The 21512-nt window shown below is 67.2% G+C and carries 19 protein-coding genes and 1 tRNA gene; 9 read left to right on the top strand and 11 right to left on the bottom strand.

Annotated features, from left to right (window positions below; translation table 11 throughout):
* Positions 1-40: 40 nt before the first annotated feature.
* The 3 genes from DID98_RS12400 to DID98_RS12390 all read right to left on the bottom strand — a co-directional run bounded on the left by DID98_RS12400 (position 41) and on the right by DID98_RS12390 (position 4023).
* A complete protein-coding gene (locus tag DID98_RS12400) occupies positions 41-1768 on the bottom strand; it encodes a putative 2-aminoethylphosphonate ABC transporter permease subunit (RefSeq protein WP_124570779.1) in 1728 nt (575 codons plus the stop codon).
* Positions 1765-2856 (bottom strand): putative 2-aminoethylphosphonate ABC transporter ATP-binding protein, encoded by a 1092-nt coding sequence (locus tag DID98_RS12395; RefSeq protein WP_124520570.1) that lies wholly within the window; start codon positions 2854-2856, stop codon positions 1765-1767. Before DID98_RS12395 ends, DID98_RS12400 begins: the two co-directional genes overlap by 4 nt.
* 111 nt (positions 2857-2967) lie before the next feature.
* Positions 2968-4023, bottom strand: coding sequence for a putative 2-aminoethylphosphonate ABC transporter substrate-binding protein (locus DID98_RS12390; RefSeq protein ID WP_124520569.1), 1056 nt, complete (start codon positions 4021-4023; stop codon positions 2968-2970).
* Positions 4024-4240: 217 nt separating this feature from the next.
* On the opposite strand from DID98_RS12390, the gene phnA reads away from it, so the two are divergent.
* Positions 4241-5479: a phosphonoacetate hydrolase gene (gene phnA / locus DID98_RS12385; protein ID WP_124570778.1), complete on the top strand. Its 1239-nt coding sequence runs from the start codon at positions 4241-4243 to the stop codon at positions 5477-5479.
* A 27-nt stretch (positions 5480-5506) separates the two neighbouring features.
* A complete protein-coding gene (gene phnY / locus DID98_RS12380) occupies positions 5507-6961 on the top strand; it encodes a phosphonoacetaldehyde dehydrogenase (protein ID WP_124486716.1) in 1455 nt (484 codons plus the stop codon).
* 90 nt (positions 6962-7051) lie between these two features.
* Here the strand turns inward: phnY and DID98_RS12375 are convergent, their stop codons facing one another.
* Positions 7052-7327, bottom strand: a complete 276-nt coding sequence (locus DID98_RS12375; RefSeq protein WP_124486715.1) for a hypothetical protein — start codon at positions 7325-7327, stop codon at positions 7052-7054.
* Positions 7328-7653: 326 nt separating this feature from the next.
* On the opposite strand from DID98_RS12375, the gene DID98_RS12370 reads away from it, so the two are divergent.
* The 3 genes from DID98_RS12370 to DID98_RS12360 are packed head-to-tail and all read left to right on the top strand — an operon-like array spanning position 7654 to position 9886.
* On the top strand, positions 7654-8436 hold the full coding sequence (locus DID98_RS12370; protein ID WP_124570777.1) for an amino acid ABC transporter substrate-binding protein: 783 nt from the start codon (positions 7654-7656) through the stop codon (positions 8434-8436).
* A 14-nt stretch (positions 8437-8450) separates the two neighbouring features.
* A complete protein-coding gene (locus DID98_RS12365; protein ID WP_124570776.1) occupies positions 8451-9131 on the top strand; it encodes an amino acid ABC transporter permease in 681 nt (226 codons plus the stop codon).
* Positions 9128-9886, top strand: a complete 759-nt coding sequence (locus DID98_RS12360) for an amino acid ABC transporter ATP-binding protein (RefSeq protein ID WP_124570775.1) — start codon at positions 9128-9130, stop codon at positions 9884-9886. The genes DID98_RS12365 and DID98_RS12360 overlap by 4 nt, the downstream gene beginning before the upstream one ends.
* A 29-nt stretch (positions 9887-9915) precedes the next feature.
* Here DID98_RS12360 and DID98_RS12355 read toward each other — a convergent pair whose 3' ends face one another.
* Positions 9916-10731, bottom strand: coding sequence for an alpha/beta fold hydrolase (locus DID98_RS12355; RefSeq protein ID WP_124570774.1), 816 nt, complete (start codon positions 10729-10731; stop codon positions 9916-9918).
* A gap of 81 nt (positions 10732-10812) precedes the next feature.
* Between DID98_RS12355 and DID98_RS12350 the strand changes: the two genes are divergently transcribed.
* Entirely contained in the window at positions 10813-11427 is a 615-nt protein-coding gene (locus DID98_RS12350) for a CGNR zinc finger domain-containing protein (protein WP_124570773.1), read from the top strand.
* A gap of 42 nt (positions 11428-11469) precedes the next feature.
* On the opposite strand, the gene DID98_RS12345 is transcribed toward DID98_RS12350, so the two are convergent.
* Positions 11470-12519 carry a DUF3592 domain-containing protein gene (locus DID98_RS12345; RefSeq protein WP_124570772.1) on the bottom strand — a complete coding sequence of 350 codons (1050 nt, stop codon included), beginning with the start codon at positions 12517-12519 and terminating at the stop codon, positions 11470-11472.
* Positions 12520-12709: 190 nt separating this feature from the next.
* Positions 12710-12785 (bottom strand) — tRNA-Lys (locus tag DID98_RS12340).
* Between the two features lie 191 nt (positions 12786-12976).
* On the opposite strand from DID98_RS12340, the gene DID98_RS12335 reads away from it, so the two are divergent.
* Positions 12977-13381, top strand: a complete 405-nt coding sequence (locus tag DID98_RS12335) for a PaaI family thioesterase (protein WP_044847342.1) — start codon at positions 12977-12979, stop codon at positions 13379-13381.
* A gap of 8 nt (positions 13382-13389) precedes the next feature.
* A complete protein-coding gene (locus tag DID98_RS12330; RefSeq protein ID WP_124570771.1) occupies positions 13390-14256 on the top strand; it encodes a patatin-like phospholipase family protein in 867 nt (288 codons plus the stop codon).
* Between the two features lie 79 nt (positions 14257-14335).
* Here DID98_RS12330 and DID98_RS12325 read toward each other — a convergent pair whose 3' ends face one another.
* Positions 14336-15349, bottom strand: coding sequence for a D-2-hydroxyacid dehydrogenase family protein (locus DID98_RS12325; protein ID WP_044847344.1), 1014 nt, complete (start codon positions 15347-15349; stop codon positions 14336-14338).
* 425 nt (positions 15350-15774) lie between these two features.
* On the opposite strand from DID98_RS12325, the gene DID98_RS12320 reads away from it, so the two are divergent.
* Positions 15775-16824: a LysR family transcriptional regulator gene (locus DID98_RS12320; protein WP_124520562.1), complete on the top strand. Its 1050-nt coding sequence runs from the start codon at positions 15775-15777 to the stop codon at positions 16822-16824.
* Between the two features lie 136 nt (positions 16825-16960).
* Here the strand turns inward: DID98_RS12320 and DID98_RS12315 are convergent, their stop codons facing one another.
* The 3 genes from DID98_RS12315 to dprA all read right to left on the bottom strand — a co-directional run bounded on the left by DID98_RS12315 (position 16961) and on the right by dprA (position 21456).
* Positions 16961-19558, bottom strand: coding sequence for a DNA topoisomerase III (locus DID98_RS12315; RefSeq protein WP_044847346.1), 2598 nt, complete (start codon positions 19556-19558; stop codon positions 16961-16963).
* Positions 19559-19761: 203 nt separating this feature from the next.
* Complete coding sequence (locus DID98_RS12310; protein ID WP_044847347.1) at positions 19762-20142, bottom strand: thioredoxin family protein; 381 nt, start codon at positions 20140-20142, stop codon at positions 19762-19764.
* Between the two features lie 36 nt (positions 20143-20178).
* Positions 20179-21456 (bottom strand): DNA-processing protein DprA, encoded by a 1278-nt coding sequence (gene dprA / locus DID98_RS12305; protein WP_409362337.1) that lies wholly within the window; start codon positions 21454-21456, stop codon positions 20179-20181.
* Positions 21457-21512: the final 56 nt, after the last annotated feature.

The raw sequence follows: 21512 nt of genomic DNA, 5'->3' as shown, positions 1-21512 counted from the left end.
CTTGGTGAAGTCGGGACGTCACGTGAATGCGGCGAACGGATCAGCGGCGATGCGGGGTGCGCCAGGCCTGCGTGCGGCGCAACAGGCGGTGCGAGATGCAGGCAAACAGCACGCACGCGAACGACGAGGTCGCGAGCACGAGCGTCGCCATCGCGGCGGCCGGGCCCATCTGGCCCGCGTCGTCGAGGTTCAGGATCGCGACGGAGGCGGGCTGCGTGTCCGGCGAGTACAGGAACGCGACGGCGGAGACCGTCGTCATCCCGTTGACGAACAGGTAGCGCGCGATCAGCAGGATCGCGGGCAGGCACACGGGCACGGTCACGCGCAGGAAGGTCTTGTAGAACGGCACCTTCAGCGACGCGGACACGGCCTCGAACTCGCTGTCGATCTGCCGCAGCGCGGTGACGGCGGTCAGGTGGCTCGACGCGTAGTAGTGGACGACCGTGACGATCGCGAGCAGCCACAGCGACCCGTACAGCCCGTTCAGTGGATTGCCGGGCGCGTTGAACAGGAAGATGTAGCTGATGCCGAGCACGAGGCCCGGCACGCCCATCGGCAGGATCGCGCACAGGCTGATGAAGCCGCGCAGCCAGCGTGCGCCGCGGGTCTTCTCGATCAGGTAGGCGCCGCCGAACACGACGATCGTGCCGCCGAGCGCGACGGTCGCGGCCATCCGCAGGCTGTTCTTGTACGCGTCGAAGATGCCGGCGCCGATCAGTCCCATCTCGTAGTGCTGCAGCCCGACGCTCATCTGGTACGGCCAGAACTTCACGAACGACGCGAACACCGAGATGCCGACCACCGCGATGAAGAACGCGCACACCAATGCGCAGTACGCGAGCATCGCGGCGTCGAATCCGCGTGACGGCTTCGGCTGGTACGGCGTCGAGCGCGCGCCGAGCTGCGACTGCTGGCGGCGGCGGATGAAGAAGTCGACACCGAACGCGACCAGCGCCGGGCACAGCAGCATCAGGCTCACGACCGCGCTGCGGTTGAAGTCCTGCAGCCCGATGATCAGCTTGTAGATGTCGGTCGACAGCACGTTGTACGAGCCGCCGATCACGACCGGCACGCCGAAGTCGTTGATACACATCGTGAAGGCCACCATCGTCGCGCTGATCAGCCCGTACTTCGCGCCCGGCAGCGTGATCGTGAAGAACTTGCGCACGCGGCTCGTGCCCATCGCGTCGGCGGCTTCGTAGAGCCGGCCGTCCGCGAGCGACAGCGCGGTGACGAGGATCATCAGCACGTGCGGAAACGATGCGTACACCATGCTCAGCACGATCCCCGGCAGTCCGTAGATCGAGTGGCCGTGCAGCAGCGGCTTGAGCAGCCCCGCGTTGCCGAACCAGTAGATGAACGACACGGCGGACAGCAGCGTCGGCGCGAGCAGCGGCAGCAGCGCGATCGTGCGTGCTGCGTTCTTCAGCGGCATGCACGAGCGTGTCAGCGCATACGCGAACGTGAACGCCATCGGCACGACGATCATCGTGACGAGCGCGCCGACCGTCAGCGAATGAAGCATCGAGCGCAGCACGCCGCTGTCCTCGAGATACTCGACGAAGTTGTGTGCGCCGACGAAGCGGCCGTCCGTATCGACGAAGCATTTCTGCACGACGAGCGCGAGCGGCAGCAGCAGGAACAGCGACATCAGCGCGGCCATCGCGACGAGCGCGAGCTGTGCGATGCGGTCGTGCCAGTGCGTGAGCTGCCGCACGTCGGCGGAGGCGGCCGCGCCGCGGCGGCGTTCGGTGAGGACGGCGCTCATTGCAGTCGCTCCTTCGCGCTGGGGAACACGCGGACATGCTCGCGATCGAGCGCGAGGTCGATGCGTGCGCCGGCCTGCACGCCGGTGCGGTCGACGTCGTGATACGACAGGTCGGCGACGACTTCCTGGCCGTCGAGCCCGTCGATCCGGAAGCTCACGCGACAGAACGCGCCGAGGAACTCGAGCTTCTCGACGCGGCCGGCCAGCACGTTGTCGGCCGTCTCGCCCGGAATGCGGATGCGCAGATCCTCGGGCCGCACGTAGACCGACACGGCCGCGCCCTGGGCCGGCCGGTTCGCGCCATGCCGGCAGTCGAAGCCGATGCCGCCCGCGCGCAGCGTGCCGTCCTGCGCGACTTCGGCGGGGATCGTGTTGACGCGGCCGATGAAGTCCGCGACGAACGGCGACGCGGGCTGGCGGTAGATTTCGAGCGGCGTGCCGATCTGCTCGATCACGCCGTGATTCATCACGACGATGCGGTCGGCCATCGACAGCGCCTCTTCCTGGTCGTGCGTGACCATGATCGTCGTCACGCCGAGCCGCTGCTGCAGCGCGCGGATCTCCTGGCGCAGCCGCACGCGCACGCGCGCATCGAGTGCCGACAGCGGCTCGTCGAGCAGCAGCAGGCCGGGCGACGTCGCGAGCGCGCGCGCGAGTGCGATGCGCTGCTGCTGGCCGCCGGACAGTTGGCCCGGATGCTTGCGATGACTGTCGGGCAGGCCGACCAGCGCGAGCAGCGTATGAACGCGCTCGTGGATCGCGTCGCGCTTCATCCTGCGGTTCACGAGCCCGTACGCGACGTTGTCGAAGACGGTGAGGTTCGGAAACAGCGCGTACGACTGGAACACGATCCCGTAGTCGCGCAGTTGCGGCGGCAGCCGCGAGATGTCGCGGCCGTCCTGCATGATGTGGCCGGCGCTTTGCGCCTCGAGCCCCGCGATGATCCGCAGCAGCGTGGTTTTCCCGCAGCCGGACGGCCCCAGGAAGCAGATCATCTCGCCCTTCATCACGCTCAGGTTGATGTCGGTGAGGACCTGTGTGTCGTTGTACCGCTTTTCGATGCGTTCTACGCTCAGATAGGGTGCCATGCACGCCTCCACGCTGCGGGCGGCCCGGATGCGGGCCGGATACGACGATCGGAAGGGAGGCGGGGCGGCGCGTGTCGCGGCCCCGCTGCCTGGTGCGGCGTCATCGCCGCGTCATTGCTGTGCTTTCGCCCCGTAGCGCTTCTGCCAGGTATCGAGGATCGACTGACGGTTCTTCGCCGACCACACGAAGTCGTTCTTCACGAGCAGGTCCGCATAGTTGTCGGGTATGCCGGCGAGCTTGCGCGCGACGCCCGGGTACGCGACGATCGCCCACCAGCGCGCGGTGATCTGGTTCGCGTCCTTGCTCGCCATGAAGTCCGCGAGTTTCTTCGCGGCGTCGGGCTGCCTGGTCGTCTTCATGATCGCGGTGCCTTCCATGTCCCAGCCGAGCCCTTCCTTCGGGAACACGAGATCGATCGGCGCGCCCTGCGCCTGCAGTTCATGACCGCGGAACTCGAACGAGATGCCGATCGGGAATTCGCCGGTGCCGGCGAGCGTGCACGGCTTCGAGCCCGAATGCACGTACTGCGCGACGTTCTTGTCGAGCGCGTCCATGAATTTCCAGCCGCGATCGTCGCCGAAGGTTTGCAGCCACGCGGTGACGTCGAGATAGCCGGTGCCCGACGACACCGGGCTCGGCATCACGATCGCGCCTTTGTAGACCGGCTTCGTCAGGTCTTCCCACGACGTCGGCTTCGGGATGTTCTTCGCCTGCGCGGCGACGCGGTTGTAGCAGATCGTCGCGCCCCACACGTCCATGCCGACCCAGTGCGGCGGCGTGTTCGCGTCGCTGTACTTGCGGGTGAGCTGGTCGAAGCCCTTCGGCGCATACGGCATCAGCATCCCCTGCAGGTCGAGCAGCGTGAGGCTCGATGCGGCGAGGCCGAGGATGACGTCCGCGCGCGGGTTGTTCTTCTCCGCGAGCAGCTTCGCGGTGACCGAGCCGGTCGAGTCGCGCACCCAGCGGATCTCGATGTCGGGGTTCGCTTTCTCGAAGGCGTCCTTGTAGGGCTTCATCGCCTCGTCCTCCAGCGCGGTGTAGACGAGCAGCGACGTCTTCGCATGCGCCGCCTGCGCGGCGCCCAGCGCGACCGCGGCGGCCAGCGCGACGCGCGCCGCGCCCGTCGCCCATGCATTGAAACGCTTCTGTACCGGCACTTCGTTCATCTTCAGACCCCTTGACCGTGGCGCCGCGGGATGCGGCGGATGAGTGGAGACCAGCCCTCTTCGTACTGCCTCGTGTTTCCGTCTTTTGCTTTCTGTTCTCTGCATGTTGTTGACAATCTACAAATCATCAATTTTAATGTCAAGCATGGAAAACACCTCCTCGGCGCGGCGCGGGCGCCGACAGCTCAACCCCTTCGAACCGAAAGGACTGAACGTCATGACTGAAACGCCTGTATCCGTGGAAGTGAACGGCCGCCGCTACAACTGGATGCGCCGCCCCGTGGTGGTGGTCTGCGTCGACGGCTGCGCCTATGAGTATCTCGAGATGGCGGCCGAGGCCGGCGTCGCGCCGTTCCTGCGCACGCTGCTGAAGCCGGGCACGGCGCTCAAGGGCGAGTGCGTGGTGCCGAGCTTCACGAACCCGAACAACCTGTCGATTGTTACCGGCGTGCCGCCGGCGATCCACGGGATAAGCGGCAACTACTTCTACGATCGCGACACCGGCGCCGAGGTGCTGATGAACGATCCGAAGTACCTGGTCGCGCCCACCGTGCTCGCGACCTTCGCGGAACAGGGCGCGCGCGTCGCGGTCGTCACCGCGAAGGACAAGCTGCGCCGCCTGCTCGGCAAGGGGCTCAAGGGCATCTGCTTCTCGTCGGAGAAAGCGGACGAGGCGAGCCTCGAGGAAAACGGCATCGACAACGTGCTCGAGCTGGTCGGCAAGCCGGTGCCGAGCGTGTACAGCGCGGACCTGTCGGAGTTCGTGTTCGCGGCCGGCGTGCGCCTGCTCGAGACGCGCCCGATCGACCTGATGTACCTGTCGACGACCGACTACGTGCAGCACAAGTGCGCGCCCGGCACCGACGGCGCGAACGCGTTCTACCAGATGATGGACGCGTACCTGAAGCGGCTGGACGAACTCGGCGCGATCGTCGCGATCACGGCCGACCACGGGATGAACGCGAAGCACGACGGCGAGACCGGCGAGCCGAACGTGATCTACCTGCAGGAGCTGTTCGACGAGTGGCTCGGCCACGACGCGGCGCGCGTGATCCTGCCGATCACCGATCCGTACGTCGTGCACCACGGCGCGCTCGGCTCGTTCGCGACCGTCTACGTGCCCGACGACGCCGATCCCGACGCGCTGCGCGCGCGGCTCGCCGCGGTGGACGGCATCGAGGTCGTGCTGACGGGCGCCGAAGGCTGCGCGCGCTTCGAGTTGCCGCCCGAGCGGATGGGCGACCTGATCGTGATCTCGAAGCAGGACGTCGTGCTCGGCACGCGCCGCATCAAGCACGACCTGTCGGGCCTCGACGTGCCGCTGCGCTCGCACGGCGGGATCTCCGAGCAGATCGTGCCGCTGATCTTCAGCAAGCCGGTCGCGACCGACGTCGCGGGCCGCGCGCGGCTGCGCAACTTCGACATCATCGACATCGCGCTCAACCATCTGCAGTGACGCGGACGCATCCGCCAGGAGACACTCATGAACGCCATTGCAGCATCGACGGAGGTTCGCACGGTTCATCGTGAAGCACTGCGAATCGATGGTGAAAGGATTCAGCGCGATGCGGTAATCGAAGTGCGCAACCCGTACGACGGCTCGCTCGTCGGCACCGTGCCGAAGGCGACGCTCGACGACGTGCGGCGCGCATTCGCGGTCGCGCGTGCGTACCGGCCGTCGCTCACGCGCCACGAACGCGCGGCGATCCTGCGCCGCGCGGCCGACATCGTGCGTGCGCGCACCGCCGGGATCGCGGCGCTGATCACGGCCGAGGCCGGCTTGTGCATCAAGGATTCGACGTATGAAGCCGGGCGCGTGGCCGACGTGCTCACGTTCGGCGCGGGCGAAGTGCTGAAGGACGACGGACAGATCTTCTCGTGCGATCTGACGCCGCACGGCAAGAAGCGCCGCGTGTACACGCAGCGCGAACCGCTGCTCGGCGTGATTTCCGCGATCACGCCGTTCAACCATCCGATGAACCAGGTCGCGCACAAGGTCGTGCCGTCGGTCGCGACCAACAACCGGATCGTCGTGAAGCCGTCGGAGAAGGTGCCGCTGTCGTGCTACCTGTTCGCGGACATCCTGTATGAAGCCGGCCTGCCGCCGCAGATGCTGCAGGTGATCACCGGCGACCCGAAGGAGATCGCCGACGAGCTGATCACGAATCCGGCGATCGACCTGATCACGTTCACCGGCGGCGTGTCGATCGGCAAGTCGATCGCGTCGCGGATGGGCTACCGGCGCGCGGTGCTGGAACTCGGCGGCAACGATCCGATCATCGTGATGGAGGACGCCGATCTCGACGAAGCGAGCACGCTGGCGGTGTCGGGTTCGTACAAGAACTCGGGGCAGCGCTGCACCGCGATCAAGCGGATGCTCGTGCACGAGGCGGTGGCCGATCGCTTCACCGAGCTGGTCGTCGAGAAAACCCGCGCGTGGGCCTACGGGAACCCGGCCGATCCGTCGGTCGACATGGGCACCGTGATCGACGAAGCGGCCGCGAAGTTCTGCGAGCAGCAGGTGAACGACGCGATTGCGCGCGGTGCGCGGCTGCTGGTCGGCAACGTGCGCGACGGCGCGCTGTATTCGCCGACGGTCGTCGATCGCGTGACGCCCGACATGCCGCTCGTGAAGTACGAGACGTTCGGGCCCGTGTCGCCGATCATGCGTTTTCGCGACATCGACGAGGCGATCCGGATGTCGAACAGCACCGACTATGCGTTGTCGTCGTCGGTCTGCACGAACCGCTTCGACAGCATCACGCGCTTCATCACGGAGCTGGAAGTCGGCAGCGTGAACGTGCGCGAGGTGCCGGGCTACCGGCTCGAGCTGACGCCGTTCGGCGGCGTGAAGGATTCGGGCCTCGGCTACAAGGAAGGCGTGCAGGAGGCGATGAAGAGCTTCACGAACACGAAGACCTACTCGCTGCCGTGGTAAGCGGTGTGTGATGCACACGCGCCGGCTCGAAGGCCGGCGCGCGCAATTTCCCCATGACGGGAGGCGGCCGCGACAGCCGTCAGGCGACGGTCAATCGTCGTCGTGATGGTGATGACGCCAGCCGCGATGCCAGCCGTTGTCGTGCCGGTAGTAGCGGTAACGGTATTCGCCGTAGTACGGGCCGTAATAGACCGGCGCCGGCTCGTACACGACGGGCGGCGGCGGCGCGTAGTAGACAGGCGGCGGCGCCTCGATCACGGGCCCCGGCACGCCGAAATACACGCCGACGTCGGCACGCGCGAACGCACTTGCCGACAGGCAGGCGGCCGCGATGCCGACGGCACTGGACAACAGGATGCGTCTCATTTGCCGTTCACTCCGTCCGCGGGGACCAGGCCCGCGAGCAATCGTTTTACCTGCCTTCATGGTACGTAGCGCATGCCCAATGGGTGATACCGCAGTGTCGCTTCTGTAACCGCAGGTAACGATTCGTCAGACGATCGCCGCGCTGCATCGCGTGGGATTTCGTCTGCGGAATGGGCGCGGCTCGCCGGCGCGTTATTCGACGCGCTCATATCGTTAGCGGATTTGCGTTTTTGCCGGATATCGGCGCGTCGGTAGAATTCGCGGACCTCTCGCGCGGCCGTTCGGGCCGGCGGGTCCACTCCCTTCCATCGTTCGGGGTCCGCACCATGAAATTCCTTCGCTCCATCCTGGTCGTCGCATTGCTGCAGGCCACTGCCGTCACGAGCGCGCTGGCGGCCGACGATCTCGCGCAGATCAAGTCGGCCGGTGTGTTCCGGGTCGGCACCGAAGGCACGTACGCGCCGTTCACGTATCACGATGCGTCGGGCAAGCTGACCGGCTTCGACGTCGACATCGCGAGCGCGATCGCGCAACGGCTCGGCGTGAAGGCGGAGTTCGTCGAAGGCAAGTGGGACGGGCTGATCGCGGGCCTCGACGTGAACCGCTACGACGCGGTCGTCAACGAAGTGTCGATCACCGATGCGCGCAAGGCGAAATACGATTTCTCGACGCCGTACATCACGTCCCACGCGGTGCTGATCGTGCGCGCGGACAACACGTCGATCCGCTCGTTCGACGACCTGAAGGGCAAGAAATCCGCGAACACGCTGACCAGCAATTTCGGCAAGCTCGCGGCCGCGCACGGCGCGGACGTGGTGCCCGTGCAGGGCTTCAACGAATCGATCGACCTGCTGAGCGCGGGACGCGTCGACGCGACGATCAACGATTCGCTGTCGTACCTCGATTTCCGCAAGCACAAGCCCGACGCGAAACTGAAGATCGCGGCGACCGACACGAGCGGCGCCGGCGATGCATCGGGCGTGCTGCTGCGCAAGGGCAGTCCCGCGCTGGTGGCGGCGATCGACAAGGCGCTCGCGGACATCAAGGCCGATGGCACCTACGCGAAGATCTCGCAGAAGTACTTCGGCCGCGACGTGTCGCAGCCGTGACGCGAGGCTGACCGATGCCGCCCTGGCTGCACTTGATGGCGGAATCGCTGCGGCCCCTGCTGGTGGCGGGGCTCGTGTTCACGGTTCCGCTCACGCTCGCGTCGTTCGCGATCGGCCTGCTGCTCGCGTTCGGCGCGGCGCTCGCGCGCCTGTTCGGGCCGCGCTGGGCGCAGGCCGGCGTGCGTTTCTACATCTGGCTGTTTCGCGGCTCGCCGCTGCTCGTGCAGCTGTTCGTGATCTTCTACGGGCTGCCGAACGTCGGCATCGTGCTCGATCCGCTGACCGCCGCCGTGATCGGCTTCTCGCTGAACGTCGGCGCGTACAACGCCGAGGTGATCCGCGGCGTGATCGAATCGATCCCGAAAGGGCAGTGGGAAGCCGCGTACTCGATGGCGATGACGCGCGCGCAGGCGCTGCGCCGCGCGATCCTGCCGCAGGCCACGCGCGTCGCGCTGCCCGCGCTGTCGAATTCGTTCATCTCGCTGGTAAAGGACACGTCGCTCGCGGCCGTGCTGACCGTGCCCGAGATCTTCCAGGCCGCGCAGCGCATCGCGGCCGTCACCTACGAGCCGCTGATCCTCTATACCGAAGCCGCGCTGATCTATCTGCTGTTCAGCTCGGTGCTCTCGTCGCTGCAGCGTCGGCTCGAGCTGCGCTTCGGGCGCCATGCGCTGTTCCACGCGGAGTTGCGATGATCCGTCTCGAACGCATCGACAAGTCGTTCGGCGCGCAGCGCGTGCTGACCGGCATCGACCTCGCATTGCAGCCCGGCAGCGTGACCGCGTTGATCGGGCCGTCCGGCAGCGGCAAGAGCACGCTGCTGCGCTGCGTGAACCTGCTCGAAGTGCCGGAGGCGGGCGCGCTCACGGTCGGCGACGCCCGCATCGACTTCGCGGCGGGGCGCCGCCCGTCGCGCGATCACGTGTTCGCGGTGCGCCGTCAGACCGGCATGGTGTTCCAGAACTTCCAGTTGTTTCCGCACCTGAGCGTCGTGCAGAACGTGATGGAAGGGCTCGTGACCGTGCAGCGCTGGCCGCGCGACCAGGCGCGCGAACGGGCGCTCGCGTTGCTGGACAAGGTCGGTATCGCCGACAAGGCCGACGCATGGCCCGCGACGTTGTCGGGCGGCCAGCAGCAGCGCGTGGCCATCGCACGCGCGCTCGCGCCGTCGCCGCAGGTGCTGCTGTGCGACGAGCCGACGTCCGCGCTCGATCCCGAATTGTCCGTCGAAGTCGTCGAAGTGTTGCGCCAGCTCGCGCGGGAAGGCACGACGATGCTGATGGCCACGCACGACCTGCGCCTGGCTGCGTCGGTCGCGCACGATGCGGTGTTTCTCGCGGATGGCCGCGTGGTCGAGGCCGGCGCGTCGCGCGAGCTGTTCGGGCGGCCGCGAGATCCGCGCACCGCGAAGTTCGTCGCGACGCTCGCGCAGGGCGTGCCGGCCTTCTGATTGGCCACGCCACGCGGCTGCGTGGGCGATCATTCCTGTCCGTGTGCGTCGAGCACCGCGGCGACGATCGCCTCGGGCGCATCCTCCTGGACCAGGTGCCCCGCGCGCGGCACGCGGATCAGCGTGCCGCCCGCGATGCGATCGGCGAGCGCCTGCCCCTGTTCGCGCGGAATCCACGCGTCGTCCTCGCCCCACACGATGCGCACCGGAAAGTCCGGCGGCGCATAACGGGCCTCGGCTTCCTCGATATAGCGCTGGCGCATCTGCGCGATCTGCCGATAGAACGCCGGCTGGCCGGCCGGCGTGAGCCACGGCGAGCGGTAGATCGACAGCACGTCGTCGCTCAACGGCCGTGCGACCGCATTGCCGATGTAGGCCGACACGAGTGCGTGATGCGCATACGCCGGCAGCCCGGTGAACGCGGCTTCGTGCTGCGCGACGTGACGCACGAACGGCGAGCCTTGCGGCGCGATCGCGACGGGGTTCACGAGTGTCAGGTCCGAATACGCGATACCGTCGAGGAAATGCGCGCGCAGCACGGTTGCGCCGCCGTAGTCGTGCGCGAGTACGCGCGGGCGTGAGAGTTTCCATTCGGCGAGCAGCGCGCCGAACAGCGCGTTCTGCCGGCCGAGCGAGACGTCCGTGTCGGGCATGTCCGACTGGCCGTAGCCGAGCAGGTCGTAGAAGAACACGCGATGACGCCGTGCGAGCCACGGCGCGATGCGGCGCCACACCTGCGACGAGAACGGCGTCCCGTGCACGAGCACGAGCGGCGGCCCTTCGCCGAGCGTGCCCCATGCGATCCGGTGACCTTCAAAATTGTAGCGATTGGCGAGCTCGAGCATCGGTGCCTCCGTGCTAACCTGTTTTGGTTGTTAACAGGTTACGCTTGTTCACTCGGATGTGAAACCGATAGGTGAAAATAAATGGTTACTCGACACGAGCCTGCGCGAGCGGCGCATACATGGCGTGCGGCCGATTTCGTCGGCGGCCATCCGGCGCTCGATTTCCTGAACACGGTGGCCGACACGGGCAAGACGCGCGATGAGGACAAACTCGTCGACTGGCCGGCCGTGCGTGCCTGGGCCGGGAAGTCGGGGTTGCTGGCGGAGGCCGACCTGACGCGGTTTCTGCGTCATCCCCGGCAGGACGGCGCGGACGAACTCGTCGCGCTGCACGGTTTTCGCGAGGATGCGTATGCGGCTCTCGCGCACCTGACGGCCGGCGAAGGCGGCAGTGCCGGCGCGCGAACGGCGGACCGGCTCGCCGAGGCGATTCGCGATGCGATCGGGCGCAGCAGATTCGACGCGGTCGACGGCCGCTTCGCGTGGCGGCCCGATGCGCGCGCCGCGTCGCGCTGGATCGACGCGGCCGCGCTCGGGTTCGAGCATCTGCTGCGCGGCGACGATTTCGCGCGCGTGCGCCAGTGCGGCCGCTGTACGTGGTTCTTCGTCGATCGCGGCCGCGGCGTCGGACGCCGCTGGTGCGACATGCGCACGTGCGGCAACCGAGCGAAGGTGGAGGCGTTCAGGGAGCGGTGAAGCCGGGGCCGCGACGTTGACGGCCCGGTTCTTCCGCGTTCGTCATTCGGCGAGTTCGTGCGGCCGAGGCTCGGGCCACAGCGCCCCGACGACGAACAGTCCGGCGACGAGGAACGGCGCGCCGATCGCGAACAGGATGGCCGTGAGCCCCCACCGGTCCCAGAACCGGTCGATGACCGCGCGCTCGGGCGTGACGGGGTCGTACAGCACGTCGACCACCTCGCCTTCGTACAGCCCGGGGCGCGACGAGGTCGAGCCTTGCGCGAACGTGACGGGGCGGCCGCTGTCGGTCATGAACGCGATGGTCGCCGAATAGAGCGACGTGCGCGTGCGGGACGACTGGGCGGTTTCGGCGATCTCGACGACATGGCCGGTCGAGTGCGCGTAATGGCGGGCGATCTGCCACTGGCGCAGCCCGGCGGCGCCGGCGCCGGCCAGGAAGCCGGTGCCGATCGCGATCGGAATCAGCACGATCGCGATGTTCCAGCGGCGCCGGACCGCTTTGCGGGCGGCTGGCGCAGACAGCGCGTCGGCCTGCCGGCCGCGGCGCGCGTTCACGTACAGCAGGCTACCGATCGCCAGCGATGCGACTGCAAGCAGCGCCGGCACCGCGACGGGCAACCAGCGTTGCGTGAAATCGTCGATCAGTGCGGGACGGTTCGGATGGGCCGGATCGACCAGGACGTCCACGCTTTCGCCGATGTCGTAGGCCGGGACCACCGATGCGGTATTGCCGGCGACTTCGCGGCGGCGGCCGTCGTTCGCCAAATAGGCGACGATCGGGCGGTATGCACGCATCGCGTCGCTGTCCTGCACGATGCGCACGACCGTGCCCGGCGTACGGATCAGGTCGCCGGCCGCATGGCTCGCGGTGACGGCGAGCATGGCTGCGACCACGAGCAGCGCAACGCCGAGCGCGAGTGCGACGAGCGCGTCCTTACGCGGCATGGCCGGATCCGTAGTGCGCGTCACGCGACGGGCCCGGATGCGAGCGGGGGGAGGAGGCGACACGATGTGCGTGCCGTTGTCGGCGTGACCATGCCCTCTGAATGGTCGCGTCTCGTTCACATGATTCCATGTCTGACGTCCCATGCTCTCTCAGTGCCGGCGGCGATACGGCGATCGCCGTCCCGGTCGTGTGATATTTTGTCGGACGATTCTAGCGGAAAGTACCTGGGCGAGGCATCAATGTGATTGCCCGTCGCGAGGAGGGGCCGAGGCCGGGCGGCGCCGGAAATGGAAAAAGGCCGGTCAGCTTGCGCTGACCGGCCTTTGGAATTCCTGGTGGGGCGTGAGTGACTCGAACACTCGACCTACGGATTAAGAGTCCGCTGCTCTACCAACTGAGCTAACGCCCCCAACAGAAGAAAGATTATGCCCGTGTATTTCGGACTTGGCAAGCCCTTTCTGCGAATTTCCTCAAAATATTTCGTGGCGGCGACGGCGGCCGTCGCCGCGGTAATGAGCCATCGCAGTTGGCGCGCTCCCGGTATGATGACGTCCACACCCGTTGCGCGGCGGTCGCGCAACGTTTTCTGGACATTCGAAGATGGACGAAAACGCAGTCCGCGAATTGCTGGATCGCCTGCTGGCCCCGTGGGTCCGCTCGCTCGGTCTGGTCCCCGTATCGATCGGCGACGACAGCGTCACGATGCGCCTGCCGTTTTCCGGCGAATTCCGTCATTCGGGCGGGGTCATCTGCGGCCAGGTGTTCACGGCCGCCGCCGACACCGCGATGGTGGTCGCGATCTCGGCCGCGCTCGGCGAGTTCCGGCCGATGACCACCGTCTCGCTGAACACGAACTTCATGCGTCCGGTGCGCAAGGGCGACGTGCTCGTCACCGCGCGCGTGCTGCGGATGGGCCGCAACCTGGTATTCGGCGAAGTCGAGCTGTTCGACGAGGACGGCAAGATGGCCGTTCACGCGACGTCGACCTACGCGCTCGTCAGCTGAGCGGCGCGATGTTCGACCAGATCGTCTTCGCGGGCGGCGGCAATCGCTGCTGGTGGCAGGCCGGCTTCTGGGACGTCGCGCAGCCGGCGCTCGGCTTGCGCCCGCGCGTGATCGCGGGGATCTCCGCCGGCGCGGCGACCGCCTGCATGCTGTATACACGCGACGCCGCGTGGGTGATGCGCTATTACGAGGAAGCGCTGCGCCACAACCGCAAGAACGCGTACTGGGGCAACCTGTTCGGCCGCGAGCCGGTGTTTCCGCATTACCGGATCTACCGTCAGGCGCTGCTCGACATCTACGGCGAGCCGTTCGCGCGGCTCGCCGACGCGCCGGAGATCCGCATCGGCGTGTCGCACGTGCCGCGCTGGCTCGGCGCGCGCAGCGCGGTCGCCGCGGGCCTCGTCGCATACAACATCGAAAAGTACCTGCGCAAGACGCTGCACCCGACGCTCGGGCGCACGCTCGGTTTCCGGCCCGAGTTCGTGCGCGCGCAGGCGTGCGCGAGTGTCGAGGAGCTCGCCGACCTGATCCTGCAGTCGTCGTGCACGCCGCCGTTCACGCCGGTGCTGCGCCGCGACGGCCGGCCGGTACTCGACGGCGGGATGGTTGACAACGTGCCGGTCGACGCGCTCGACACGTCGCCGGGCGACGTGCTGGTGCTCGTCACGCGGCTGTATCCGCGCCCGCAGATGTTCACGGTCGCGCACGGCGACCAGCGGCGGCTGTATGTGCAGCCGTCGAGCAAGGTGCCGATTTCGAGCTGGGATTACACGAGTCCGTCGCAGATGCGGCATGCGTACGACCTCGGACGGCGCGACGGCGAGCATTTCCTCACGCGCGTCGACGCGATGACGGGCGGCCGCGTGGCCGCCTGAAGGCGGGGAAGGCGGGAAGCCCGGCAGCAGAGCCGCGCGGCGAGCGCGGCCCGTGCCGGTCAGCACCGGTCGGAGTCCGTCAGCGCACGCGGCGCGGCGTCAGCGCTTCCGGATTGACGACGCTCGACATATCGCCCTGGTCGAACGCGAGGATGTTCTTGAACGCCGCGCTGAAATAGAGCTCGTAGCTTTCGCGCTCGACGTAGCCGATGTGCGGCGTGCAGATCACGTTTTCCATTCGCAGCAGGCTGTAGCCCTGCAGGATCGGCTCGCTCTCGAACACGTCGATCGCGACCATCCCCGGACGGTTGTGCGACAGCGCGTTGACGAGCGCGTTCTCCTCGAGCAGCTCGGCACGGCTCGTGTTGACGAGCAGCGACGTCGGCTTCATCCGCATCAGGTCTTCCTGCTTGACGATCCCGCGCGTGTCGTCGTGCATGCGCAGGTGCAGCGACAGCACGTCGCTCTGCTCGAACAGCGCTTCGCGGCTCTCGGCGGCCGTGTAGCCGTCGGCGCGCGCGGCCTCGAGCGAATGCTCGCGGCCCCAGATCAGCACGTTCATCCCGAACGCCTTGCCGTAGCCGGCCACCAGCCGGCCGATCTTGCCGTAGCCCCAGATGCCGAGCGTCTGGCCGCGCAGCACCTGGCCGAGGCCGAAGTTCGGCGGCAGCGCCGACGTCTTCAGGCCCGACTGCTGCCACGCCCCCTGCTTCAGGTTCGCGACGTATTGCGGAATGCGGCGCTGGGCGGCCATCACGAGCGCCCAGGTCAGCTCGGCGGGCGCGACCGGCGAACCCGTGCCTTCGAGCACCGCGATGCCGCGGTCGGTACACGCTTCGAGGTCGATGTGGCTCGAGATGCGGCCGGTCTGGCTGATCATGCGCAGGTTCGGCAGCTTGGCGAGCAGTTGCGACGAAATCGGCGTGCGCTCGCGAATCAGCACGAGCGCCTCGACTTCCGCCAGGCGGCTCGCGAGTTGCCCCAGGCCGCGTACCGTGTTGTTGAAGACCTTCACGTCGTGCTCGGCGAGCATCTCGAAGCAGTTCAGCTTGCGGACGGCGTCCTGGTAGTCGTCGAGGATGGCAATTTTCATGATCAGCGGGAGTCGCGCGTTGAAAGCGGCAGCGGCGGCGGCGCAGGTCGCGCACCCGTCCCGCCCGGCCGGGGCCGACATGATGCTACGTCGGCGCACGTCGTGGTGTCTTTTTAACAGGTTGTTACGCTCCGCCGCAATCGGCGCCGGCCTGAGCCGGCGCCGCTCCCCTCGGACGCGTCGGGATGCGATGTTGTGTCGCATCAGACACGTCCTTTCTGATTCGGCAGCTTACCGGAGGAGGTTCACCCAATTGTTGCTTCAATCAGAATAATTGGATCATCCATTCGCGATGAGTGAGGATTTTTGACTATTTTTATCGTCAAGGCGGCCCTTGTTGAGCAACTCTGCATCATTTCCGCTGTCGTAGGAGAATTACGCATTTGCTTCAACTTTTTGAAGTTGTAACAGCGGCAGGAGTCGTTATGGATCATTTGCAGTCGATGCGCGTGTTCGTCAAGGTTGCGGATCTCGGCAGTTTCGCGCGGGCCGCGAGTGCAATGGATATTTCCAACGCGGTCGCGACGCGTCACGTCGCCGATCTGGAAGGCCGGCTCGGCACGCGCCTGCTGAACCGCACCACGCGCAGCCTTTCGCTGACGGAGTCGGGCCAGGTCTATCTGGAGCGGGCGCGCCAGATTCTCGATGAGCTCGAGGATGTCGAGCAGATGGTCGTCGCGCGCAATCACGAGCCGGTCGGCACGTTGCGCATCGTCGCGCCGGTCGTGTTCGGCCTGCACAACCTTGCGCCCGTCCTGCAGTCGTACACCGAGAATTTCCCGAAAGTGGTGCCGGATCTGACGCTGGTCGACCGCCAGGTCGACCTCGTCGAGGAAGGTTTCGACGTCGGCATCGTCGTGACGCGCCAGATGCGCAGCGCGAGCATCGTCACGCGTCGGCTGACCACGGGCTGCATGACCGTGTGCGCGACGCCGAGCTACCTGGAAAAGCACGGCGTGCCGACCCATCCGGAGCATCTCGCCGAACACCCGGCGCTGAGCCTGCCGACCGAATACTGGGGCGACGAGCGCGTGTTCACCGGGCCGGACGGCGAAGTGCGCGTGCGCCCGACCAACGTGATCGTCGCGAACAATACCGCGATGCTGCGCCAGTTCGCGCTGCTCGGGATGGGCGTCGCGATCCTGCCCAGCTACCTGATCGGCAGCGACATCGCGCGCGGCGCGCTGGTCCGGCTGCTGCCGGATTTCCGGCTGCCGCAGGTCGAGATCAACATCGCGTATCCGAGCCGGCGCCACCTGCCCGCGAAGGTGCGCACGTTCATCGATCACCTCGTCGAATATTTCAGCCACTCGACCGACGCGATGATGGGCGAACAGTGGGCCGCACAGAGCGCGGCGCCTGCGCCGATCGGCGTCGAGATGCGTGCCGAGCCGCCCGGGTCGACCGACCCGAACCTGCAGCCGCGGCTCGCGCGTTCGCCGCGCGCGCGCGTCGCGGTGCCGTCGCCGCTGTAACGGCGCGGCGGCCGCGCACCGGCACGGCCGGCAGCAGGCACCAAGAAAAAACGCGGATCGAGCGATCGATCCGCGTTTTTTTTGTCGCCGCTTCACCGGCGTACTACGGGCCGGAGAAACCCCGGCGCCCGGTGCGTCAGGAGCCCGTCTTGCGCGCCGTCGTCTTGCGGGCGGCGGTCTTGCGCGCCGGTGCCGGTTTCTCGTCGGCGCCTTCCGTCACGGTTTCGGCATCCTTCGTCGCCGATTTTGCCGTCTTCTTCGCGGCCGCGGCCTTCGGTTCCTTCTTCTCGAACTCGAAACCGATCTTGCCGTCCGGCTGCTTCACGAGGAATGCCTTGAAGTTGCGGCCCGTGCGCGACGACTTGAAGTTCGGCAGCAGGTCCGTGCGGCCGTCGGCCAGCAGTTTCGCCATCTGCTCGCGCGTGATTTCCTGCTGCAGGATCACCTTGCCCGAACGGAAGTCGCAGGTCTTCGGATTCGCGACCGAGTGCTCGCACACATAGCTCATCCCGTGCTCGAACACGCGGCCCTTGCACTTCGGGCATGCGCCGACCGGTTCCTGCGCGGAGAAGTCGGGCGCTTCGCCTTCCTCGCCGCCCTGGTCCTGGCCGAAGTCGAACTCGAGCTTGTAGTTCTTCGTTTCGTCGTCGAACGAGAGCTTCAGGATCGCCGAGAACGGACGGCCCATCTTGCTGCGGAAGCCGGACAGCGGGCCGATGGTTTTTTCCCGCAGCAGCTCCTCGACTTCCGCGATCTCGAACTGCCGGCTGCCCGGAATCTTCGAGATCGAGAACTCGCACTTCGTGCATGCGAAGCGGCGGTAGTTTTCCTTCACCTGGCCGCCGCAGTTCGGGCACGGCGTCTCGAGCGTCGCGTAATCGCCGGGGATCGTGTCGGAATCGTATTCCTTCGCGCGCTTGACGATCTGCTGCGTCATGCGGGCGATTTCCTGCATGAACGCGTCTCGCCCGAGGTTGCCGCGCTCCATCTGCGACAGCTTGTATTCCCATTCGCCAGTGAGCTCGGGCGCGGTCAGCTCCTTCACGCCGAGCCCGCGCAGCAGCGTCATCAGCTGGAATGCCTTCGCGGTCGGGATCAGCTCGCGGCCTTCGCGCACGAGATACTTCTCGCCGAGCAGGCCTTCGATGATCGCCGCGCGCGTCGCCGGCGTGCCGAGGCCCTTCGCGGCCATCGCCTCGCGCAGCTCGTCGTCCTCGACGAGCTTGCCCGCGCCTTCCATCGCGGACAGCAGTGTCGCTTCCGAGTAGCGTGCGGGCGGTTTCGTCACGAGCGCGACCGCGGCGATCTCGTCCGTCTTCACCTTCTCGTCCTTCTGCACCGGCACGAGGTTCGCGTCCGCGCCTTCGGCGTCGCGGCCGTACACCTGCAGCCAGCCCGGCTCGACGAGCACCTTGCCTTCGGTCTTGAAGTGATGGCCGGCGACTTCGGTGATCCGCGTCGTGACGCGGAACTCGGCCGCCGGGAAGAACACCGCGAGGAAGCGCTTCACGACCATGTCGTACAGCTTCTGCTCCGGCTCGGACAGCGACTTCGGCGCCTGCAGCGTCGGGATGATGGCGAAGTGGTCGCTGATCTTCGAGTTGTCGAAGATCCGCTTGTTCGGCTTCACCCAGCCCTTGTCGAGCACCTGCTTCGCATGCGGCAGGTAGTTGTGGCTCTCCTTGAGCATCTCGAGCGTGGACTGCACCGTCGAAATGTAGTCTTCCGGCAGCGCGCGCGCGTCGGTACGCGGGTACGTGAGTACCTTGTGCTTTTCATACAGCGCCTGCGCGAGGCCGAGCGTGTTCTTCGCGGAGAAGCCGAAGCGGCTGTTCGCTTCGCGCTGCAGGCTCGTCAGGTCGAACAGCAGCGGCGACAGCTGGGTCGACGGCTTCGATTCCTCGGACACCGTGCCGACCTGGTCGCGGCACGCGGCGACGATCGTTTCGGCGGCCGGCAGGCTCCAGAGGCGCGAGTCGCGCTTTTCCGGATCGAATTCGTCGCGCTTGAATTTCGGGTCGAACCACTTGCCTTCGTAGAAGCCGCCCGCGCATGCGAACTCGGCCTTCACTTCCCAGTAGTCGCGCGGGATGAAGCGGCGGATTTTTTCTTCACGTTCGACGACGATCGACAACGTAGGCGTCTGAACGCGGCCGACGGTCGTCAGGAAGAAGCCGCCGCCCTTGCTGTTGAACGCGGTCATCGCGCGCGTGCCGTTGATCCCGACGAGCCAGTCGGCTTCCGAGCGGCAGCGTGCGGCGTCGGCGAGCGGCTGCATGTCCGAGTCGGTGCGCAGGTGCGCGAAACCGTCGCGGATCGCCTGCGGCGTCATCGACTGCAGCCACAGGCGCTGGACCGGCTGCTTCGCCTTCGCGTGCTGCACGATCAGGCGGAAAATCAGCTCGCCCTCGCGCCCCGCGTCACATGCGTTGATCAGGCGGTCGACGTCCTTGCGCTTCATCAGCTTGGTCAGGACTTTCAGGCGCGACTCGCTTTTTGCGATCGGATTCAGGTCGAAATGCGGGGGGATGACGGGCAGATGAGCGAAGCTCCATTTCCCGCGCTTGACCTCGTACTCTTCCGGGGCGGCGATTTCCAGCAGGTGGCCGACCGCGGACGACAGGACGAATTCGTCGCTCTCGAAGTATTCGTCATGCTTGGTAAAGCCGCCCAAAGCGCGCGCGATGTCGTTCGCGACAGAAGGCTTTTCCGCAATGATCAGAGCTTTGGACATGACAGATGTGTGTTGGTAGACCGGGTTCGCCGGCGTGGGTCCCTTTTACGACGGCTTTATAGCACACGCCGCAGCGACGGCGGCTCGGCGTGCAAAAAGCGGCTCATCATAGAGGGGGGGCGCAACGGCGGCAAGCGCGCCCGGCGCGGCGGCACGCGCAACGGCGCGAAAAGCCCGGAAAAGCCGCCCGGCCCGTGCGCGGTTCACGCCTCGACGTTCAGGATATTGCGCAATTTCGGTGCGTGCGGCGCGCCGGGCACGGCGCTCAGGTCGGACAGCATCCGTTCGACGATCGTCGCGTGCGGCAGCACCGTGCCGAAGAAGCGCGCGGTGTTCGCGTCCTCGATCAGGATCGTCGGGAAATTCTCGACGTCGAGATCGTCGAGCCGGTCGGCATGGGTTTCGATGTCGATCCACGCGAAGCAGGCGTCGGGATGGGTATCGGCGAGCTGGTCGAAGGCCGTCCGGTAGTCGCGGCAGGTGCCGCACCACTCGGCGCACAGGCAGGCGACCAGCAGCGTGTCGGGATCGGCGAGGCGCTCGGCGATCCGATCGGCATCGGTGTCGAGATTCAGCGCGGGCATGGAATTCCTTGGGTAGCGTCGGCGGCACGGGCCGCCCTATGCGGGGGACTGTAGCACGCCGGACGCGGGCGGAGTGGGCGCCACGTCAAGCCGCGCGAAGCGTCCGCCGGGCACGCTCGCGACGCGGCCGGCCAGTTCGAGCGCGAGCAGCGCGCGGTGCAGCGCGTCATCCGACAGGCCGCTGTGCTCGGCGAGCCACTCGTAAGTAACGGGGCCGTATCCCAATGCGACGAGCACGGATCGTTCGGCCGGGTCGTCGGGCGGCACGCCTTCGTTTGCGGCCGATGCGATGGATGGAACGGCGCAATCCGGTTTCCCGGCATGCTCGCCCGCGCGTCGCCCCAGCGTGCCGGCTGTTTCGCCGTTATCGGGGCGCGTACGCGAATTCGCCGTGGCATGGGCGGTGTGCGCTGCCGGTTCGTCCAGCCCGTACTCCTCGAGCACGTCGAGCGGTGTCGCGGTGAGCTTCGCGCCGTCGCGGATCAGCGCGTGGCAGCCCTGCGCGAGCGGCGCGTGGATCGAGCCCGGCATCGCGAACACGTCGCGGCCCAGCTCGTTCGCGAGGCGTGCGGTGATCAGCGAGCCGGAGCGCGGCGCGGCTTCGACGACGAGCACGCCGAGCGCGAGCGCGGCGATCAGCCGGTTGCGCTGAGGGAAATGCGACGCCCGCGCGGGCGTGCCGAGCGGCCATTCGGACAGGATCGTGCCGCGCGCGGCAATGTCGTGCGCAAGCGTGCGGTGCCGCGCCGGATAGACGAGATCGGCGCCCGTCGCGATCACCGCGACCGTGCCGGCGCAGCCGTCGAGCCCGCCGCGATGCGCGGCGCCGTCGATGCCGAGCGCGAGGCCGGAGACGATCGCGAGCCCCGCGTCGGACAGCGCATGGGCGAAGCGCGTGGCGTCGGCGAGCCCTTGCGGCGTCGCATGGCGGCTGCCGACCACGGCGAGCCCGCGTGCGTGCAGCAGGTCGAGCCTGCCCTTTACATATAGCAGCGGCGGCGGGTCGTGCAGGTCGCGCAGCCGTGGCGGATAGACGGGATCGTTGAGCGTGACGATCGCGTTGCCCGGTGTATCGAGCCATGCCAGTGCGGCGTCGGTGCAGGCGTCGAGGTCGTCCCGCTCGCTGGCGCGCACCGCCCGCGCGGCGGCGGCGCTGCTCGCCGCGCCGATGGCCTGGTCGGACGCGGCGAGCAGCGCCGCCGGCGAGCCGAATGCGTCGAGCAACGCATGCAGCACGGCGGGTGAGATGCCCGGCGCATGCGCGAGCTGCAGCCACGCGCGCAATGCGGAAGTCGTCAGCGCTTGCGGCGACATGAGGTTCCCCTCGAACGCGGCGGCCAGCGGAGCGCGTGGCGCCATGATAAAATTTT

The organism is Burkholderia sp. Bp8984, assembly GCF_003853755.1.
GTDB lineage: Bacteria > Pseudomonadota > Gammaproteobacteria > Burkholderiales > Burkholderiaceae > Burkholderia.
The sequence above is the reverse complement of the archived record's forward strand: the minus strand, read 5'-3'. Positions and strand labels throughout refer to the sequence as shown.

Bases quoted from the DNA above. Each gene is read 5' to 3' on its own strand.
- DID98_RS12370 (WP_124570777.1), top strand. From the start codon at position 7,654: ATGAAATTCCTTCGCTCCATCCTGGTCGTCGCATTGCTGCAGGCCACT.
- DID98_RS12335 (WP_044847342.1), top strand. From the start codon at position 12,977: ATGGACGAAAACGCAGTCCGCGAATTGCTGGATCGCCTGCTGGCCCCG.
- DID98_RS12360 (WP_124570775.1), top strand. From the start codon at position 9,128: ATGATCCGTCTCGAACGCATCGACAAGTCGTTCGGCGCGCAGCGCGTG.
- DID98_RS12375 (WP_124486715.1), bottom strand. From the start codon at position 7,327: ATGAGACGCATCCTGTTGTCCAGTGCCGTCGGCATCGCGGCCGCCTGC.
- DID98_RS12345 (WP_124570772.1), bottom strand. From the start codon at position 12,519: ATGGGACGTCAGACATGGAATCATGTGAACGAGACGCGACCATTCAGA.
- dprA (WP_409362337.1), bottom strand. From the start codon at position 21,456: ATGTCGCCGCAAGCGCTGACGACTTCCGCATTGCGCGCGTGGCTGCAG.
- DID98_RS12320 (WP_124520562.1), top strand. From the start codon at position 15,775: ATGGATCATTTGCAGTCGATGCGCGTGTTCGTCAAGGTTGCGGATCTC.
- DID98_RS12365 (WP_124570776.1), top strand. From the start codon at position 8,451: ATGCCGCCCTGGCTGCACTTGATGGCGGAATCGCTGCGGCCCCTGCTG.
- DID98_RS12325 (WP_044847344.1), bottom strand. From the start codon at position 15,349: ATGAAAATTGCCATCCTCGACGACTACCAGGACGCCGTCCGCAAGCTG.
- phnY (WP_124486716.1), top strand. From the start codon at position 5,507: ATGAACGCCATTGCAGCATCGACGGAGGTTCGCACGGTTCATCGTGAA.
- DID98_RS12330 (WP_124570771.1), top strand. From the start codon at position 13,390: ATGTTCGACCAGATCGTCTTCGCGGGCGGCGGCAATCGCTGCTGGTGG.
- DID98_RS12395 (WP_124520570.1), bottom strand. From the start codon at position 2,856: ATGGCACCCTATCTGAGCGTAGAACGCATCGAAAAGCGGTACAACGAC.
- DID98_RS12310 (WP_044847347.1), bottom strand. From the start codon at position 20,142: ATGCCCGCGCTGAATCTCGACACCGATGCCGATCGGATCGCCGAGCGC.
- phnA (WP_124570778.1), top strand. From the start codon at position 4,241: ATGACTGAAACGCCTGTATCCGTGGAAGTGAACGGCCGCCGCTACAAC.
- DID98_RS12350 (WP_124570773.1), top strand. From the start codon at position 10,813: ATGGTTACTCGACACGAGCCTGCGCGAGCGGCGCATACATGGCGTGCG.
- DID98_RS12355 (WP_124570774.1), bottom strand. From the start codon at position 10,731: ATGCTCGAGCTCGCCAATCGCTACAATTTTGAAGGTCACCGGATCGCA.
- DID98_RS12400 (WP_124570779.1), bottom strand. From the start codon at position 1,768: ATGAGCGCCGTCCTCACCGAACGCCGCCGCGGCGCGGCCGCCTCCGCC.
- DID98_RS12390 (WP_124520569.1), bottom strand. From the start codon at position 4,023: ATGAACGAAGTGCCGGTACAGAAGCGTTTCAATGCATGGGCGACGGGC.
- DID98_RS12315 (WP_044847346.1), bottom strand. From the start codon at position 19,558: ATGTCCAAAGCTCTGATCATTGCGGAAAAGCCTTCTGTCGCGAACGAC.